At 71.4% G+C, this 17,735-nt stretch carries 17 protein-coding genes; 11 read left to right on the forward strand and 6 right to left on the reverse strand.

What is annotated here, in order from left to right:
* Positions 1 to 12 precede the first annotated feature (12 nt).
* The gene (locus J2W45_RS01635; protein WP_310128462.1) at positions 13 to 309 is read left to right on the forward strand and encodes a hypothetical protein; all 297 of its coding nucleotides are present in this window, start codon (positions 13 to 15) and stop codon (positions 307 to 309) included.
* A 95-nt stretch (positions 310 to 404) separates the two neighbouring features.
* On the opposite strand, the gene J2W45_RS01640 is transcribed toward J2W45_RS01635, so the two are convergent.
* Genes J2W45_RS01640 through J2W45_RS01650 form a run of 3 tightly spaced genes read right to left on the reverse strand, consistent with a single transcriptional unit; the run spans position 405 to position 2,991 of the window.
* A complete protein-coding gene (locus tag J2W45_RS01640; RefSeq protein WP_310128463.1) occupies positions 405 to 989 on the reverse strand; it encodes a TetR/AcrR family transcriptional regulator in 585 nt (194 codons plus the stop codon).
* Between the two features lie 2 nt (positions 990 to 991).
* The gene (locus J2W45_RS01645; protein WP_310128466.1) at positions 992 to 2,281 is read right to left on the reverse strand and encodes an ABC transporter permease; all 1,290 of its coding nucleotides are present in this window, start codon (positions 2,279 to 2,281) and stop codon (positions 992 to 994) included.
* Positions 2,278 to 2,991, reverse strand: a complete 714-nt coding sequence (locus tag J2W45_RS01650; RefSeq protein ID WP_310128468.1) for an ABC transporter ATP-binding protein — start codon at positions 2,989 to 2,991, stop codon at positions 2,278 to 2,280. The genes J2W45_RS01645 and J2W45_RS01650 overlap by 4 nt, the downstream gene beginning before the upstream one ends.
* Positions 2,992 to 3,363: 372 nt before the next feature.
* Between J2W45_RS01650 and J2W45_RS01655 the strand changes: the two genes are divergently transcribed.
* The gene (locus J2W45_RS01655) at positions 3,364 to 5,661 is read left to right on the forward strand and encodes a polyribonucleotide nucleotidyltransferase (RefSeq protein WP_310128470.1); all 2,298 of its coding nucleotides are present in this window, start codon (positions 3,364 to 3,366) and stop codon (positions 5,659 to 5,661) included.
* 58 nt (positions 5,662 to 5,719) lie between these two features.
* On the opposite strand, the gene J2W45_RS01660 is transcribed toward J2W45_RS01655, so the two are convergent.
* On the reverse strand, positions 5,720 to 6,184 hold the full coding sequence (locus J2W45_RS01660; protein ID WP_310128471.1) for an Lrp/AsnC family transcriptional regulator: 465 nt from the start codon (positions 6,182 to 6,184) through the stop codon (positions 5,720 to 5,722).
* A 184-nt stretch (positions 6,185 to 6,368) separates the two neighbouring features.
* Here J2W45_RS01660 and pdhA point away from each other — a divergent pair, with 184 nt between their 5' ends.
* The 3 genes from pdhA to J2W45_RS01675 are packed head-to-tail and all read left to right on the forward strand — an operon-like array spanning position 6,369 to position 9,924.
* The gene (gene pdhA, locus J2W45_RS01665; protein WP_310128473.1) at positions 6,369 to 7,529 is read left to right on the forward strand and encodes a pyruvate dehydrogenase (acetyl-transferring) E1 component subunit alpha; all 1,161 of its coding nucleotides are present in this window, start codon (positions 6,369 to 6,371) and stop codon (positions 7,527 to 7,529) included.
* Positions 7,526 to 8,536: an alpha-ketoacid dehydrogenase subunit beta gene (locus J2W45_RS01670; RefSeq protein WP_310128475.1), complete on the forward strand. Its 1,011-nt coding sequence runs from the start codon at positions 7,526 to 7,528 to the stop codon at positions 8,534 to 8,536. The genes pdhA and J2W45_RS01670 overlap by 4 nt, the downstream gene beginning before the upstream one ends.
* Positions 8,536 to 9,924 carry a dihydrolipoamide acetyltransferase family protein gene (locus J2W45_RS01675; RefSeq protein ID WP_310128477.1) on the forward strand — a complete coding sequence of 463 codons (1,389 nt, stop codon included), beginning with the start codon at positions 8,536 to 8,538 and terminating at the stop codon, positions 9,922 to 9,924. Before J2W45_RS01670 ends, J2W45_RS01675 begins: the two co-directional genes overlap by 1 nt.
* Before the next feature lie 87 nt (positions 9,925 to 10,011).
* On the opposite strand, the gene dapD is transcribed toward J2W45_RS01675, so the two are convergent.
* Positions 10,012 to 11,001 (reverse strand): 2,3,4,5-tetrahydropyridine-2,6-dicarboxylate N-succinyltransferase, encoded by a 990-nt coding sequence (gene dapD / locus J2W45_RS01680; RefSeq protein WP_310128479.1) that lies wholly within the window; start codon positions 10,999 to 11,001, stop codon positions 10,012 to 10,014.
* A gap of 17 nt (positions 11,002 to 11,018) precedes the next feature.
* Between dapD and dapE the strand changes: the two genes are divergently transcribed.
* From dapE to J2W45_RS01695, 3 genes are all read left to right on the forward strand, one after another.
* Positions 11,019 to 12,116: a succinyl-diaminopimelate desuccinylase gene (dapE, locus tag J2W45_RS01685; RefSeq protein WP_310128481.1), complete on the forward strand. Its 1,098-nt coding sequence runs from the start codon at positions 11,019 to 11,021 to the stop codon at positions 12,114 to 12,116.
* Positions 12,085 to 13,347 (forward strand): mannosyltransferase family protein, encoded by a 1,263-nt coding sequence (locus tag J2W45_RS01690; protein WP_310128482.1) that lies wholly within the window; start codon positions 12,085 to 12,087, stop codon positions 13,345 to 13,347. The genes dapE and J2W45_RS01690 overlap by 32 nt, the downstream gene beginning before the upstream one ends.
* 68 nt (positions 13,348 to 13,415) lie before the next feature.
* Positions 13,416 to 13,589, forward strand: a complete 174-nt coding sequence (locus J2W45_RS01695; protein WP_310128484.1) for a DUF3117 domain-containing protein — start codon at positions 13,416 to 13,418, stop codon at positions 13,587 to 13,589.
* A gap of 63 nt (positions 13,590 to 13,652) precedes the next feature.
* On the opposite strand, the gene J2W45_RS01700 is transcribed toward J2W45_RS01695, so the two are convergent.
* A complete protein-coding gene (locus J2W45_RS01700; RefSeq protein WP_310128486.1) occupies positions 13,653 to 14,285 on the reverse strand; it encodes an O-methyltransferase in 633 nt (210 codons plus the stop codon).
* 94 nt (positions 14,286 to 14,379) lie between these two features.
* Between J2W45_RS01700 and J2W45_RS01705 the strand changes: the two genes are divergently transcribed.
* From J2W45_RS01705 to J2W45_RS01715, 3 genes are all read left to right on the forward strand, one after another.
* On the forward strand, positions 14,380 to 14,745 hold the full coding sequence (locus tag J2W45_RS01705) for a twin-arginine translocase TatA/TatE family subunit (protein WP_310128489.1): 366 nt from the start codon (positions 14,380 to 14,382) through the stop codon (positions 14,743 to 14,745).
* 79 nt (positions 14,746 to 14,824) lie between these two features.
* On the forward strand, positions 14,825 to 16,195 hold the full coding sequence (locus J2W45_RS01710) for an MFS transporter (RefSeq protein WP_310128490.1): 1,371 nt from the start codon (positions 14,825 to 14,827) through the stop codon (positions 16,193 to 16,195).
* Positions 16,182 to 17,663, forward strand: coding sequence for a pyridoxal phosphate-dependent decarboxylase family protein (locus tag J2W45_RS01715; protein ID WP_310128491.1), 1,482 nt, complete (start codon positions 16,182 to 16,184; stop codon positions 17,661 to 17,663). Before J2W45_RS01710 ends, J2W45_RS01715 begins: the two co-directional genes overlap by 14 nt.
* The last annotated feature ends 72 nt before the right edge of the window (positions 17,664 to 17,735 follow it).

A 17,735-nucleotide genomic window follows, 5' to 3' on the forward strand; every position in this document is an offset into this window, starting at 1 on the left:
AAGGAGATGATCATGGTCGACAGCGAAGAGCGCGACCTCGTCGAAGGCCGCTACACGCAGGCGGAGCCGGAGGCCGCCGAGCCCCGGAAGGTGCACGGCCGGTACACCGGCACGTCGGACGACGATCCGGCGGAGACCGAGCAGCTCGGGGCCTATGTCGGAGCCCAGCACGACGGTGAGCCGCCGCTGGTGCGCAGCACGCACCAGCGGATCGGCGACTACCCGCGGGCGGAGCACGATCCGGCGCGCAGCGCCGCCGATGACGCGTCCGGCGATGCGGACGCGGCACCCGGGAACCCCCGGCGCTGACGGAACCCGCGGGCGCCGGCCGACCCCGGCGCCCGCGGACCGCACACGACCGGCGGGACCGCCGTCGTGCTGCGTCTCGTGCCGGCCGGCGGGAGCTAGAGCATCCGGTCCCAGACCCAGGCCAGCTGCTGCACCGGAGCGGCGTCGTCGCCGGGGAGCCGGCGCTCGAGCAGGAGCGAGCTGGCGATGCGAGTGATGAGCGCTGCGGACGAGTCGAGCTGCTCGGGCGAGCGGTCGGCGCCAAGGCTGGAGAGCTTGAGCCGGATGATGCCGCGGATCTCCCCGGCGAGCGGGATCAGCCGGGACGCCTGCCGTTCCGCGAGCGCCGGAGAGGCGGCCAGGACCTGGAGGCGGGCGGTGTCGAGGTCGTCACCGTCGTCGCGGGCCGGGAGCTCGATGAGCTCGAGGGCTCCGGTGAGCACGCCGATCGAGGTGTCGCTGAGGTACTCGCGCACGCGACCCTCGTGGATGCGGGGGAGAGCGGCGCCGAGCAGCGCGTCCTCCTTGGTGGCGAAGTGGTTGAAGAAGGTCCGCTGCTTGATCCCCGCCGCGTTGCAGATCTCGTCCACGGTCAGTGCGGCCGCTCCCTTGTCGAGAGCGAGCCGCACCGCCGCGTTCTCGATGGCACGCGTGGTCGCCCGGCCGCGGGCATTGCCGTTCGTGGTCATCGAGGGGGTCATGGTCACTCGTAGCGTAGTGCGTCGATCGGTTCCTTCCGGGCGGCTCGGCGGGCGGGCAGCGTTCCGGCGAGGAAGGCGATGAGCACGATGAGCACGACGACGCCGACGATGCCCGCCGGCTGGAACAGCAGGATACTGAGCCCCGAGAGCGCCGCCAGCGGTCCGCTCGCCAGCGCCGAGCTCAGCGGGAGGCCGATCGCGATCGCCGCGACGACGCCGAGCAGGCTGCCGAGCAGTCCGATGAAGGCCGCTTCGATGCTGAACAGGGTGAAGACGCGGGCGTTGCTCATCCCCATCGCCTTCATCAGGCCGATCTCCCGCGTGCGTTCCTGCACGCTCATGAGGAGGGTGTTGACGATGCCGAACGCCGCGGCGAGGAGGGCGATGATCGCGAAGGCGTTGAGCACTCCGGTGATCCCGGAGATGACGGTCTGGATGACGCCGAGCTGGTCCTCGATCGTCTGGGCGCTCATGCCCTTGTCGGAGATGTCCGCCTTGAGCGCCGCGATCTGCGCGTCGGTCGCGTCCGGTGCGAAGTGGGCGACGGCAACCTGATACTGAGCAGGTGCCGAGGAGCCGGCCTTCTGCTGCTGGCCGATCTCGTCCACCAGCGCGGCGTTCGCACCTGCGCCGGAGTTCAGGAGGCTGGTGTTGGACACCCCGGCGACCGTGGCGGTCGTGGTGTGCGCTCCGCCGGCGATGTCCGTGTAGCCGAGGGTGATCTCGGCGCCGACGGCGTCCTGGGCGGTGTCGAACCCGAGGGGCTGGAGGTAGTCCTCCGGCAGGGTGACCTCGGGCGTGCTCGACGAGCGGTCGAGCTGGCTGCCCGCGATCAGGTCGGACCGCGCGATGGACGACGTCGGGGCGATCGAGAACTCGTACTTCTCGTCCGCGGGCCCCGTGATCCAGTCGATGGCGACGGCCGACACGGGCGACACGTCCGTGAGCCCGTCGATGCTCTTCAGCTGATCGATGTTCGCGTCGGTCAGGGCGCCCGCGGACCCGGTGAGCGGGTTGGCGGTGCCGTTCGACGCGGTCGAGGTCGCGGGGTCGTACTTCTGCGGCCCGGAGGCGGTGGCGGTGGAGCTGGAAGCCTTAGAGATGAGGAAGACGTCGCCCGCGCCGAGCGAGGCGACCTGCTTGGTGACGTAGTCCGAGACACCGGCCCCCAGCGCTGTGGTCAGGGTGAGGGTGAATGCCCCGACGAACAGCGCGAGCACGGTCAGCGTGGTGCGGAGCTTGCTGCGGAACGTGTTGGCGACGGCGGTGCGGATCAGGTCGAGGCTCTTCACCGGGCACCTCCGAGCTCGTCGAGGATGCGCCCATCCTGGATCGTCACCTGGCGGTCGCAGCGAGCCGCGAGATCCTCGTCGTGTGTGACGACGACGAGGGTGATCCCGCGCTCGCGGTTCAGGGCGAACAGCTCGTCCTCGACGAGAGCGCCGGTGGTCGAGTCGAGGTTCCCGGTCGGTTCGTCCGCGAAGATGACCTCCGGCTCGGTCACCAGGGCCCGGGTGAGGACGACGCGCTGCTTCTGGCCGCCGGACAGGTCGGTCGCGCGGTTCTTGGCCTTGTCCTCCAGCCCGAACCGGCGCAGGGCCTCCATCCCGCGTCGCCTGCGCTCGGCCGCCGGGACGCCCGCGATCTTCAGCGGGAGGGTCACGTTGTCGAGCACGGAACTGCTCGCCGTGAGGAAGAACTGCTGGAACACGAAGCCGAACTGCCGGTTGCGGATGAGGTTGACGTCACGTCCGGACAGGTGCGCCGCATCCACCCCGCCGACCGTGATCGAACCGCTGTCGGGCCGGTCGAGGAGCGCGAGCACGTGCATCAGGGTGGATTTCCCGGAGCCGCTCTTGCCGACGATCGCGACGGACTGGCCGCGGTCGACGCGGAGGGATACGTCGGACAGCGCCTGGAACCGGCTGTCGCCCTTTCCGTAGGCCTTCGAGACGTGTTCGGCGTGAATGGCGGGTGCGACGTCACCCTCTCGTGTGTTCATGCATGCACCGTACTAAGAAAAGGCAGTAACTGCCAATTCTCCTCCACGCTTGCTCTCTCCGCGTGCCCACCCACTCCACGGGCCCGACTGATAGGATGCTGGTGGTCGGCCGAGCGCCGTCCATCCAACTCAATACCGAGAAGGAACCCGGAGCAGGCTGGCAGGAGCTGGTCCTCGGTGGTGGTATCCGGATGCGGTGGCAGCGAGAGCGGCCCGCAACCGTGTATTTCTACTGATGGCCAGACGGGCTCAGCCCACGCGACCCGCATGGGATGCCGCGTACACACGACGTGTCGAACTGCCTGTTCCTGCTCCTTGAATGACAGTCGCGTCCACACGGGACAGCGACGTTAAACAAAGGAGAAAGACCTCTTGGAAGGTCCTGAAATCAAATTCGCCGAAGCCGTTCTCGACAACGGCCGCTTCGGCACCCGTACGGTCCGGTTCGAGACCGGACGCCTCGCCCAGCAGGCACAGGGCGCCGTCGCCGCCTACCTCGACGAGGAGACCATGCTGCTGAGCGCCACCAGCGCCAGCAAGCACCCGAAGGACAACTTCGACTTCTTCCCGCTGACCGTCGACGTCGAGGAGCGCTCGTACGCCGCCGGCAAGATCCCCGGCTCGTTCTTCCGTCGCGAGGGCCGCCCCTCCACCGAGGCGATCCTGGTCTGCCGTCTGATCGACCGGCCGCTGCGCCCGTCGTTCGTCGAGGGCCTCCGCAACGAGGTTCAGATCGTCATCACCGTCCTGAGCATCGCCCCGGACGAGTTCTACGACGCTCTGGCCATCAACGCGGCCAGCGCCTCCACGCAGATCTCCGGTCTGCCGTTCTCCGGCCCGATCGCCGGTGTGCGCCTCGCGCTCATCCCCGGCAACGGCACCCACGAGGACCAGTGGATCGCGTTCCCGAAGGCCTCGCAGCTCGAGGAGGCCGTGTTCGACCTCGTCGTCGCGGGCCGCGTGCTCACCAACGAGGACGGCTCGGAGGGCGACGTCGCGATCATGATGGTCGAGGCGGAGGCCACCGAGAACAGCTGGAACCTGATCCAGGGTGGAGCGGTCAAGCCGAACGAGGACATCGTCGCGCAGGGCCTGGAGGCGGCGAAGCCGTTCATCCGCCAGCTCGTCGGCGCGCAGAACGTCATCGCCGAGCAGGCCGCCAAGGCGATCGCCGACTACCCGGTGTTCCTGCCCTACTCGCAGGAGACCTACGACAACGTCGCGGGCCTCGCCTACGACGAGCTCGTGAACGTCTACCAGATCGCCGACAAGATCGAGCGCCAGAACGCCGACGACGCCCTCAAGGAGCGCGTCAAGGTCGCCCTGACCGAGAAGGTCGAGGCCGGTGCGCTCCCCGCCGAGGTGCTGACCCAGTTCTCGGCCGCCTACAAGTCGGTCTCGAAGGTCGTCATGCGCGGCCGCGTGCTGCGCGAGGGCATCCGCATCGACGGCCGCGGGCTCACGGACATCCGTCCGCTCGACGCCGAGGTGCAGGTCATCCCGCGCGTCCACGGCTCGGCCATCTTCCAGCGCGGCGAGACCCAGATCCTGGGCGTCACCACGCTGAACATGCTCAAGATGGAGCAGCAGATCGACTCGCTGTCGCCCGTCACGAAGAAGCGCTACCTGCACCACTACAACTTCCCGCCCTACTCGACCGGTGAGACCGGCCGCGTCGGGTCGCCGAAGCGTCGCGAGATCGGGCACGGCTACCTCGCCGAGCGCGCCCTCGTGCCGGTGCTGCCGAGCCGCGACGAGTTCCCCTACGCGATCCGCCAGGTGTCCGAGGCTCTCGGCTCCAACGGCTCCACGTCGATGGGCTCCGTCTGCGCGTCCACCCTGTCGCTGCTGAACGCCGGTGTGCCGCTGCGCGCCCCGGTGGCCGGTATCGCCATGGGCCTGATCTCCGACGTCGTCGACGGTGAGACCCGCTACGCGGCGCTCACCGACATCCTGGGCGCCGAGGACGCGCTGGGCGACATGGACTTCAAGGTCGCCGGTACGAGCGAGTTCGTCACCGCGATCCAGCTCGACACCAAGCTCGACGGCATCCCGTCGTCGGTGCTGGCCGGCGCGCTGAAGCAGGCGAAGGACGCTCGCACCACGATCCTGAGCGTGCTGAACGCCGCGATCGACCGTCCGGACGAGATGGCCCCGACCGCGCCCCGCGTGATCTCGGTCCAGATCCCGGTCGACAAGATCGGCGAGCTGATCGGCCCGAAGGGCAAGACGATCAACGCCATCCAGGACGAGACCGGCGCCGAGATCTCCATCGAGGAGGACGGCACCGTCTACATCGGCGCCACCGACGGCCCGTCGGCCGAGGCGGCCCGCGCCCAGGTCAACGCGATCGCGAACCCCACCAACCCGGAGGTCGGCGAGCAGTTCCTCGGAACCGTCGTCAAGATCGCCGCGTTCGGTGCGTTCGTCTCGCTGCTCCCGGGCAAGGACGGCCTGCTGCACATCTCGGAGGTCCGCAAGCTCGCCGGTGGCAAGCGCGTGGAGAACGTCGAGGACGTGCTCGGTGTCGGCCAGAAGATCCTGGTCGAGATCACCAAGATCGACGACCGCGGAAAGCTGTCGCTCGCCCCGGTGATCGCCGACGAGTCCGCCGAGGCCCCCGCCGCGCCCGCGGCTGAGACCCCGGTCGAGGCCCCTGCCGAGGCGTAACCCCTCTGCACACGAAGGCCGCGCCGACTCCTGTCGGCGCGGCCTTCTGCGTTTCCCGTCAGGCGTCGCGGGTGAGGAGGGGGCGCAGGCGGTAGGGGATGAGCTCGCCCATGTCGAGGGACGTCTCGGCGCGGTCGACGCCGTCCGTCGACTGGATAATGCCGGTGATCCGGAACAGGTCCTCCGCGTCGACGCAGACCACCCGCAGCAGCAGATCGGACGGGCCGGAGAGGCCGTGCGCCTGCACGATCTCCGGGATCGCGGCCAGCGACTCCACCACGGCGGCCAGCCGCTGCTGCTGCACGTGCACGTTGACGAACGCCGCCAGCGGGTACCCGGCGACGCGCGCCGAGATCCGTCGTTCGAACGACAGGAACGCGCCGTTCCGCTCCAGCTCGGCGACCCGCGCCTGCACGGTGTTCCGGCTGAGTCCGAGCCGGTCGGCGAGGGAGACGTTGGTCGATCGCGGGTCGTCCGCGAGCGCCAGGAGGATGCGGCGATCGGTGCCGTCGAAGCTGCGCATAGTGTGAAAGCTAGCAGTCGCCGCGCACGCTGCATAGAGCATCCTGCACGGTCGACACGCCGATGGTTGTGCGCGCTGACCGCACAGCGTAGCCTTCCCACTAATTCCGGCAAGGAGGCCGGAAGCCGGTCGTGCGCGCCACAAGCAGCGGCGGCCGGGCGCGAGAGTGAAGGTTGCGTGAACCGTGACGATCGACAATCAGCCGGCCACCCGTCGGGGTGGCTCCCACTCGGACCTCGAATCCCTCGGCGAGCTCGGGCTCGGCGGGATCGACGTGGTACGCCTGCTCGATGCCGGCGGTGTCCGCCACGCGGACGACCGGTACGACGCCTGGGTCTCCGACATCGGAACCGACCAGCTGCTCGCGCTGTACGAGGACATGCGCGTCATCCGGCGCATCGACGCCGAGGCCACCGCGCTGCAGCGTCAGGGCGAACTGGGACTGTGGCCGCCGCTGCTCGGCCAGGAGGCGGCGCAGATCGGCTCCGGCCGCGCTCTGCGCCACGACGACTTCGTGTTCTCCAGTTACCGCGAGCACGGCGTCGCCTACTGCCGCGGCGCCGGCCTCGTCGACCTGCTGCGCGTGTGGCGCGGCACGACCCAGAGCGGCTGGAACCCGTACGACATCAACATGGCGACGCCGCAGGTGATCATCGGCGCGCAGACGCTGCATGCGACCGGGTACGCGCTCGGCATCCAGGCCGACGGCACGGACGCCGTGGCTGTCGCCTACTTCGGCGACGGCGCGACCAGCGAGGGCGACGTGAACGAGGCGCTGATCTTCGCCGCGACCTACGCCGCCCCGGTCATCTTCTTCTGCCAGAACAACCAGTACGCGATCTCCGAGCCGGTGTCGCTGCAGGCGCAGCGTCCCATCGCCGACCGCGCGCCGGGCTTCGGGGTGCCGAGCGTCCGCGTCGACGGGAACGACGTGCTCGCCGTGCTGGCCGTCACCCGCGCCGCCCTCGACCGCGCGCGCAGCGGCGGCGGCCCCACCTTCATCGAGGCGGTCACCTACCGGATGGGCCCGCACACCACCGCCGACGACCCCACCCGCTACCGCGACGCCGCCGAGCTGGACGAGTGGCGCGGCAAGGACCCGGTGAGCCGGGTGGAGGCGTACCTGAACGCCCAGGGCGCCCTGACCGACGATCGCATGGCCGGCATCATCGCCAAGGCGGATGCCGTGGCGGCCGAGATGCGCGCCGGCATCACCGCGCTCACCGACCCGGAGCCGCTGGCTGTGTTCGACCACGTGTACGCGGAGCCGCACACCGGTCTCGCCCGCCAGCGGGACCACTACTCGCGCTACCTGCGCACGTTCGTGGGGAGCGACAGCCGATGACCGCACTCAGCATGGCCAAGGCGATCAACGCCGGCCTCCGCAAGGCCCTGGCCGCCGACGACCGGGTCGTCCTGATGGGCGAGGACATCGGCACGCTCGGGGGCGTCTTCCGCGTCACCGACGGCCTGCAGACCGAGTTCGGGCCGCGCCGGGTGATGGATTCGCCGCTCGCCGAGTCCGGCATCCTCGGCACCGCGGTCGGCATGGCATACCGCGGATACCGTCCGGTGGTCGAGATCCAGTTCGACGGATTCATCTACCCGGCCTTCGACCAGATCGTGAACCAGGTGGCGCGGATGCACTACCGCACCCAGGGCGCGGTGCGCATGCCGATGGTCATCCGCGTGCCGTTCGCGGGCGGAATCGGCTCGGCCGAGCACCACTCCGACTCGCCCGAGGCGTACTTCGCGCACACGGCAGGGCTGCGCGTCGTGAGCCCGTCCGACCCCCAGGACGCCTTCACGATGATCCAGCAGGCGATCGCGTCCGACGACCCGGTGCTCTTCTTCGAGCCCAAGCGCCGGTACCACGCCAAGGGCGAGGTGGATGAGGATGCTCCGCTCGCCGACGCGCGCCCGATGGGCACCGCCCGGGTGCTGACGCAGGGCACCGACGTGACGCTCGTCACGTACGGCGGCCTGGTTCAGCTGGCGCGGGACGCCGCGGTGGCTGCGGACGACGACGGCGTCTCCGTCGAGGTGATCGACCTCCGCTCGCTCTCGCCGCTCGACCTCGACACCGTGGTCGCGTCGGTCAAGCGCACGGGCCGGCTGGTCGTGACGCACGAGGCGGCGCTCTCGGGCGGCCTCGCGGCCGAGATCTCCGCATCCATCACCGAGCGCTGCTTCTACCACCTGGAGCACGCGCCGGTCCGCGTCACCGGGCACGACATCCCGTACCCGCCGGCGAAGCTGGAGGCGGCGCACCTGCCGGACCTCGACCGCATCCTCGACGGCATCGACCGCGCGATGGACCGGCCCAACTCGCTGACCGGGGTGGAGGACTGATGGCCGTCCGAGAGTTCGCGCTGCCCGACCTCGGTGAGGGACTCACCGAGTCGGAGCTGGTGACGTGGAAGGTCGCCGTCGGCGACACCGTGCACCTCAACCAGATCATCGCCGAGGTGGAGACCGCGAAGGCGCTGGTCGAGCTGCCCGCGCCGTACGACGGGACCGTGTCCCGGTTGTTCGTGGAGCCGGGCGTCACCGTCGCGGTGGGGGAGCCGCTGGTGGCGTTCGAGGTGGATGCGGGGGAGCGGGCCATGGATCCGGCGCCTGACGCGCCGAGCGTGCCCGAGAGACACGGGGACGCCGAGAAGCGCGAGCCGACGCTGGTCGGGTACGGGGCGCGCGCGGACGCGGGCGGTCGGCCGGCGCGTCGGGCGCGGCCCGGGCTGGCCGTGGCGGCGGGATCGCCGGTGCGGGCCGACGTTGCGTCAGCCGGTGCGGCGCTTGCCGGTGCGGTGTCCGTTGCGGCATCCGCCCCTGTGTCGTCATCGTCGCCGTCGCCCGTCGCCCTGGCGGAGCGGCCGCGGGCGACGCCGCCGGTCCGCAAGTACGCGCGGGAGCACGGGATCGACCTGGCGTCGGTCGTCGGGTCGGGCGACCGCGGGCTGATCACGCGGAGCGACGTGCAGTCCTACGTGGAGCGCGAGGAGTCCGCCGCCCCGCAGGATGCGCCGGCGTCCGCGGGGTCGCGCGAGACGCGCATCCCGATCCGCGGCGTCCGCAAGGCGACGGCCGAGGCGATGGTCCGCAGCGCGTTCGGCGCGCCGCAGGCGACCGTGTTCCTGACGATCGACGTCACGCCGACCACCGAGCTGGTCGGGCGTCTGCGCGCCCGGCCGGAGTTCGCGGAGGTACGGCCGGGGCTCCTCGCCGTCGTCGCCAAGGCGCTGTTGATCGCCGTCCGCCGCACCCCCGAGGTGAACGCCCGCTGGGACGACGCCGCGAACGAGATCGTGCAGACCGAGTACGTGCACCTGGGCATCGCGGCGGCGACGCCGCGCGGCCTGATGGTCCCGGTGATCCGCGACGCCGACGCCATGTCGCTCGTCGGCATCGCGGCCGCGATCCGCTCGCTCGCCGAGACCGCGCGCGCCGGGCGCACCGCGCCCGCCGACCTGAGCGGCGGGACGATCACGATCACCAACGTCGGAGTGTTCGGGGTGGATGCGGGCACGCCGATTCTGACGCCGGGCGAGGCCGCGATCCTCGCGGTCGGCGCCGTGCGGCGTCAGCCCTGGGAGCACGAGGGCGGCATCGCCCTCCGCGACGTGCTCACGCTCGCGCTGTCGTTCGACCACCGCATCGTCGACGGCGAGCAGGCCTCGCGCTTCCTCGCGGACATCGGCCGCATCCTCGCCGACCCCGCCTCGACCCTCGCCATGCTCTGACCCGACTCCCCTTCATCGGTTCCTCATCTAATCCGGCGACACGCCGCGCGAGAGCGGATTAACTGAGGAAGCGATGAAGGGGGCGGGTCAGGCGTGCAGGGCGGCGTTCAGCTCGACGCCGGTGCCGGCGCGGCGGAGCACCTCGACGGCGCCGGTGAGGGAGTTGCGGCGGAAGAGCAGGCCCGGCATCCCGGACAGTTCGGCGGCCTTCACGGTGCGCGGGCGGCCGTCGGCGGTGGGCGCCTCGCCGACGAGCACCACCTTGGTTCCGGCGGTCACGTAGAGGCCGGCCTCGACCACGGAATCGTCGCCGATGGAGATGCCGATGCCGGAGTTCGCGCCGAGGAGCGCGCGCTCGCCGATCGAGACGCGGTGCGTCCCGCCGCCGGACAGCGTCCCCATGATGGATGCGCCGCCGCCGATGTCGGAGCCGTCGCCGACCACGACGCCCTGCGAGATGCGGCCCTCGACCATCGACGTGCCGAGCGTGCCCGCGTTGAAGTTGACGAAGCCCTCGTGCATCACGGTGGTGCCGGGCGCAAGGTGCGCTCCGAGCCGGACGCGGGAGGCGTCCGCGATGCGCACGCGCTCAGGCGTGACGTAGTCGAGGAGCCGCGGGAACTTGTCGATGCCCGAGACCTGGATGCCCGCGCGCTGCAGCCGCGGACGCAGCCGGTCGAGGTCGGCCGGGTTGACCGGGCCGGCGTTCGTCCAGGCGACCGTGGGGAGGTGCGCGAAGATGCCGTCGAGGTTCAGTCCGTTGGGCTGCACCAGCAGGTGGGAGAGCAGGTGCAGGCGCAGGTAGGCGTCCGGGGTCGACGCGGGCGGCGCGTCCAGCTGGATGTCGACGGTCACGATGTCGATGCGGACGGCGCGGCGCGGGTCGTCGCCGGCCAGCTCCTCGAGGTCGGCCGGCGCGATCCAGCGGTCGCGGCCGGCGGGCAGCGTCCCCAGCCGCGGCTCCGGGAACCACGTGTCGAGCACGGTCCCGTCGGCGGCGACGGTGGCCAGGCCGTAGCCCCAGGCGGAGCGGGGAGCGGCGGGCGCGGCGGAACTGTCAGGCACGTCGGAAGGCATGCCCCTAGGTTAGTAGGGTGCAGAACAGCAGCGTGCCCCTGGACCTCAGCACCACCTCCATCGAGCTGACCCGTCAGCTGTGCGACATCGAGTCGGTCTCCGGCGACGAGAGGACGCTGGCCGACGCGATCGAAGCGGCGCTCAGCGGGCTCCCGCACCTCGAGGTGATCCGCGACGGCGACGCGATCGTCGCCCGCACGAACCTCGGCCGTGAGCGGCGGGCGCTGATCGCCGGTCACATCGACACCGTGCCGCTGAACAACAACCTGCCCACGCGTTTCGAGGAGCACGACGGCATCCGCTTTCTCTGGGGTCGTGGCACGGTCGACATGAAGGCCGGCGTCGCGGTGCAGCTCAAGCTGGCCGCCGAGCTCACCGACCCCGCCGTGGACGTGACGTGGATGTGGTACGACCACGAGGAGGTCAACGCCGAGCTCAACGGCCTCGGCCGCCTCGCGCGCAACCGCCCGGACCTGTTCGTCGGCGACTTCGGCATCCTCGGCGAGCCGAGCAACGGCGTCGTGGAGGGCGGCTGCAACGGCAACCTGCGCGTCGAGGTCCGCACCTACGGCCTGCGCGCGCACTCGGCGCGGGGCTGGGTGGGCGACAACGCCATCCACAAGGCCGCGCCGATCCTCGACATCCTCGCTTCGTACCAGGCGCGCGAGGTCGAGGTCGACGGCCTCGTGTACAAGGAGGGCCTCAACGCCGTGGGCATCTCCGGCGGGGTGGCCGGCAACATCATCCCGGACGAGTGCATGGTGCACATCAATTACCGATTCGCGCCGTCGCGCAGCTCGCAGGAGGCCATCGAGCACATGCACGAGCTCTTCGGCGACTACGAGATCACGGTCGTCGACCGCGCGGACGGCGCCCGGCCGGGCCTGGATGCGCCGCTCGCGCAGGAGTTCGTCGCCGCGGTCGGCGGCGTGGCCAAGCCGAAGTACGGGTGGACGGACGTGGCCCGGTTCAGCGCGCTGGGCATCCCGGCGGTGAACTACGGCCCGGGCGACCCGCTGAAGGCGCACGCCGACGACGAGCGCGTCGACGTGGAGCAGATCGTGGCGGTGGAGGAGGGGCTGCGTGCCTGGCTCACGGGTGCAGGCGCCCGCTGACGCCCCGGGCACGGAAGCCGTCGACCGGCAAGAGACCGGCCGCGGTGCGTGGTGGGCGTCGTGGTGGGTGCGCGTGCTCGCGGTGTACCTCGCCTCGCGCGTCGTCACCACCGTCATCCTGCTGATCTTCGCCGCGACCGAGGGCCCGAACGCCTGGACGTCCGCGTCGCCGGACTACTTCTCCTTCGCCAACATCTGGGACGGCCGCTGGTACGAGATCGTCGCGGTCTCCGGCTACCCGGCAGCCCTGCCGACGAGCGACGGCGTGCACGTGAGCGAGAACGCCTGGGCGTTCATGCCGGGGTACCCGGGCGTGGTGGATGCGGTCATGTTCCTCACGCGGGCGCCCTGGCCGGTGGCCGCCGTGCTCGTCTCGTTCCTCGCGGGCGCCGGCGCCGCGCTGGTGTTCCACCGGCTGATGCGGCGCGTCGGGCTGAGCCCGTCGCAGAGCCTGTTCGCCGTCGTCCTGTTCTGCGTGGCTCCCGTGGCGCCGCTGTTCCAGGTGGCCTACGCGGAGTCGCTGTACATCCTGCTGCTGGCCGTGGCGCTGCTCCTCCTCGTCGAACGCCGCTACGGCTGGCTGTTCCCCGTGGTGCTGGCGATGGCCGTCACCCGGCCGAGCGGGCTCGCCTTCGCCCTCGCGCTCGCCCTGCACGTCGGGTACCGGTGGTTCCGGCGGCGCGAGGATCCGTTCCCGGCGCGTGAGCGCATCCTGAGCGTGTCGCTGGCGATCTTCAGCGGGCTGGCCGGCCTGGCCTGGCCCGCCGTCGCCGCCATCGGCACCGGGTCGCACACGGCATACACCGACACCGAGCTTGCGTGGCGCGCCCCGTACATCGGGTACACGGACCTGCTGCCGTTCACCCCGTGGTTCCAGGGCGCCGACTGGTGGGCGAGCGCGATGCTCGGGCTGCCCGGCTGGGTCGGCGTGGTCGTGCTGATCGTCCTCGTCGCGCTGTTCGCGGTGCTGCTCTTCTCGCCCGCGGTGCGTCGTCTCGGCGTCGATCTGCGGTTCTGGATCGCCGCGTACTCCGTCTACCTGCTCGCCGTCTTCTTCCCGCAGTCGAGCACGTTCCGCCTCCTGATGCCGCTGTTCCCGCTGCTCGGCGCGATGGCGCTGCCGCGCAGCCGCGTGTACCGGGTCGGGATGGTGGCGCTCTTCCTGGCACTCCAGGTGGGCTGGGTGGCCGTCTGCTGGTCGATCGACGGATACGACTGGTCACCTCCGTGATGCCCACGATTTCCGCAGGCCCGCAAGGATGTCGGATAATAGGAGGACATCCACGAAAGGGGAGCTGCATGGCGGCCATGAAGCCGAGGACCGGGGACGGGCCAATGGAGGCTGTGAAGGAGGGACGGCTCATCATCGTGCGTGTGCCGCTCGAGGGTGGGGGACGACTGGTGGTCTCCGTCAACGACGCGGAAGCCAAAGAGCTCCACGACGCCCTTGCGAACGTCGTGACCTCCGCCTGACCAACGTCTGTACCGAGAAGGGCCCCGATCGAACCGATCGGGGCCCTTCTCGTCTGTGCGGCGTTACGGGGCCAGCTTGGTGATCTGCAGCAGCCCTTCGCCGGCCGGCGACAGCGCGCTGATGACGGCGCCGGAGGCGGAGGTTTCGGTGATCAGGGTGCGGAAGCCGGTGGCGACCTCGTCGCGGGCGGCGGGGTCGGCGACCCGGCCGCGCCACAGCGCGCGGGCGACGAGAACGGTGCCGCCCGGCCGCACCAGGCGCAGGCCGTGCTCGACGTACTCGATGACCGACTGCGGGTCCGCGTCGATGAAGACGATGTCGTAGGAGTTCTCGTTCATCCGGGGCAGCACCTCGAGCGCCCGGCCCGGGATGAGACGCACGCGGTTCGAGGGGATGCCCGCCTCGGTGAAGAAGGCGCGCGCGTGCTGCTGGTGCTCGACCTCCACGTCGATCGAGGTGAGCTGCGCCTCCGTGCCGCCGGTGAGCAGCCAGAGGCCGGAGACCCCGACACCCGTGCCGATCTCGACCACGTTCTCCGCGCGGGTCGCAGCGACCACCACGGCGGCCTGCGCGCCCGTCGCGGGCGAGATCGGCTCGACGCCCAGCTCCAGCGACTGCTGCCGGGCGCGGGCGATCACCTCGCTCTCCACGACGACGTCGTCGGCGAACCTCCAGTTCGAGTCCTTGTCTGACACAGTGCTCCCGTCGATCGACCGCGTTTCGTGGTCAACTCCGAGGATACGGTCGGCTCCCGCGCCATCCGTGCAGGCACCGCCGCGATACCCTGGAATGGTGTTCGGGCTCACTTTCGACAAGCTGCTGATCGTCGCGGTCATCGCCGCGTTCGTCATCGGCCCCGAACGCCTGCCCGCCTACGCCGCCAAGCTCGGTCAGCTGGTGCGCTCGCTGCGCGACTTCGCGAACGGCGCGAAGGACCGCATGCGCGACGAGATGGGCCCGGAGTTCGACGACGTCGACTGGAAGAAGCTCGACCCCCGGCAGTACGACCCCCGGCGCATCATCCGCGAGGCGCTGCTGGAGGACTCGGCGGAGCCCGCGAGCGCGATCAAGCCGGTGACGCAGTCGGCCTACGCGCAGCGGAGGATGCCGCTGGCGGCCGGGGCGACGCCGCCGTTCGACACCGAGTCCACCTGACGCGGCGGCCCGCGCCGCCGGGGCGGTCCGCGCGGGCGGGGCGCGCGTGGGCGGGGCGCGCATCCACTACGCTGCGGACATGATCGCAACGGAGCAGTCGCTGACCCGGGCGACCGTCGCGCGTTACGCCGTCGGCTCGCTGGGGACGGGCGGGTTCGCCACGCTTCCCGGCCTGGTGCTCGTCTACTACCTCACCGACTCGCTCGGGGTCGCCGCGATCGTCGCGGGCGTCGTCGTGACCGTCGCCAAGGTGTGGGATGTGCTCATCGACCCGGTGATCGGCGCCCGCAGCGACCGGATGCTCGCGGTGCACGGATCGCGGCGGCCGATGATGCTGCTCGGCGCGATCGCGCTGCCGGTGTTCTTCCTGCTCACGTTCGCCGTGCCGCCCGGGACCGCCGCCGGCGCGGCCGCCGTCTGGGTGCTGGTCGCCTTCGTGCTGACGGCGACCGCGTTCAGCCTGTTCCAGGTGCCGTACATCGCGCTGCCCGCCGAGCTCGCCTCCGGGTACGACCAGCGCACGCGTCTGCTCACCTGGCGCGTGGTGGTGCTGACCTTCGCGATCCTGCTGTTCGGCGCGGGCGGTCCGGCGCTGCGCACCCTCGGCGGCGGCAACTCGTTCGCCGGGTACCTGCTGATGGCGCTCGTCGCGGGCGTGGTGATCGGCGCCGGGATGCTGGTCTCCGCGTTCGTCGCACCGCGCGGCCTGCCCAGCGGTGATGTGCCGCCGCGGGCGAGCGTGTGGGCGACCGTGCGGTCGAACTACGCCGCGGGCGTGCGGGTGCTGCGCGAGAGCCAGCCGTTCCGCGCGCTGCTGCTGACGTTCCTCCTGCAGGGGCTCGCCACCGGTCTGATGCTCGCCGGGGCGAACTACGTGGCCACGTGGGTGCTGCACTCGGAGGACGCCGTCACGTTCCTGTTCGTCGCGCTGATCGCCCCCGCGCTCGTCGTCGCGCCGCTGTGGGGCGTGATCGCCCGGCGGATCGGCAAGGAGCGCGGGTTCGTCGCGGCGAGCATCCTCTTCGCCGTTGCGGCGCTCTCCATGGTGGGCCTGCTGTGGGCGCCCGGCGCGTGGGTGTACGCGCCCGTCGCCGTGGCCGGCGCCGCCTACGCGGGGATGCAGTCGCTCCCGATGGCCATGCTGCCCGACGTGATCTCGCACGACGCCCGCCGCAACGGCGAGGGCCGGGCGGGGACGTTCGGCGGCATGTGGACCGCGGGGGAGACCACGGGCATGGCGCTCGGCGCCACGGTGCTCAGCATCGTCCTCGCCGTCAGCGGCTACGTCTCGCGCAGTGCGGCCGTCGCGGACGCCGCCGGCCAGCCCGCGAGCGCGGTCGCGGGGATCGCGCTCAGCTTCAGCCTGGTGCCCGCCGCGATCATCGCGATCAGTCTGGTGCCGCTCGCGCGCTACCGGCTGCGGAAGGGAGACATCGATGACGTCCTTTGACGCCGGGGCGATCCTGGCTCGCCTTTCCGCGCTTCGCGAGGCCGACGCCCCGACCCACGGCGGGCGCGTGCTCAGCTACGTGTACGACTCCGGGATGCCGGAGCTCGACCGGCTCGCGGCAGACGCGATGCGCTTGGTCCAGCCGGTGAACGGGCTCGACCCCACCACGTTCACGTCGGTCGCGGTGATGGAGCGCGAGGTCGTCGCCTTCGCCCGGGAGCTGCTGCACGGCGACGACGACGTCGTCGGGTCGGTGACGTCCGGAGGGACCGAGTCGTGCCTCCTCGCGGTCAAGACAGCGCGCGACGTCTGGCGCGCCGCGGGCGGGACGGGGACGCCGAGGCTGCTGGCGCCGGTAACGGTGCACGCGGCGTTCCAGAAGGCGGCGGCGCTGTTCGACCTCGCGTTGGACCTCGTGCCGGTGGATGCGGTGAGCGGCACCGTCGACGCCGACGCCCTCATCGGGCGGATCGGCCCGGACGTCGCGCTCGTCGTCGTCTCGGCCCCGTCGTACCCGTACGCGACCCTCGACCCGGTCGAGGCGGTCGCCGCGGCGTGTGAGGAGGCGGGCGTCGCGTGCCACGTCGACGCGTGCATCGGCGGCTGGATCCTGCCCTTCTGGCGCGCGGCGGACGGCTCGGCGCTGCCCGCCTGGGACTTCCGCGTCGCGGGCGTCACCAGCGTCTCCGCGGACCTGCACAAGTACGGCTACGCCCCGAAGGGCGCGAGCGTGCTGCTCCAGCGCGGACGCGACCGCCAGCGCCGGCAGTACTTCGCGACGACCGGCTGGCCCGGGTACCCGGTCGTCAACGCGACCCTCCTCGGCTCCAAGTCGGCCGCGGCGATGGCGGCCTCGTGGGCGATCGTGCAGGCGCTCGGCGCCCGCGGCTTCGCCGAGCTGGCGGAGTCGTGCCGCCGTGCCACCCGCGGACTCCTGGACATCGTGGGCGACATCGAGGGCCTGCGCGTCGTCGGCGAGCCGACCGGACCGCTGCTCGCCGTCGCCGCCGACGACACCGTGCCCGTCGAGCGGCGCGTCGACCCGCACCGCTGGGCCGACCGGGTGCGCCGCCGCGGCTGGATCCTGCAACTGCAGCCGGGCCTCGCGCAGCCCGACGGCACGCGGCTGCCGCACACCACGCACCTGACGATCACTCCGGTGACGGAGAGCCGCCTGGACGAGCTGGAGGCCGCGCTGCGCGGCGCCGCGGACGAGGCGCGCGGGGTGCCCGCCGTGGACCGCGAGGCGGTCGTAGCGGCGCTGCCGCCGCTGCCCACGGGAGCGGTGCCCGACTCGGCGACCGCTGCGCACATCCTGAGCGGCCTCGGTCTGACGGGATCGGCGACGCCCGGCCTTCCCGACGACCAAGCGCCGCTGCTCGCCCTGGTCGAGGCGCTGCCGCGTCCCGTCGCCGAGCGCCTCCTGGTCGAGCTCCTCGCCCGCGCCGTCGAGCCGCCCGACGCCTGACGCGCGCGTTGCGCCCCGCGAGTCGTGAGTAATCGCGCGAATCCGCCGCGAATTGCGACCAGATGTCACCAC

Origin of the sequence: Leifsonia shinshuensis (assembly GCF_031456835.1) — a bacterium.
GTDB classification, from domain to species: domain Bacteria; phylum Actinomycetota; class Actinomycetes; order Actinomycetales; family Microbacteriaceae; genus Leifsonia; species Leifsonia shinshuensis_C.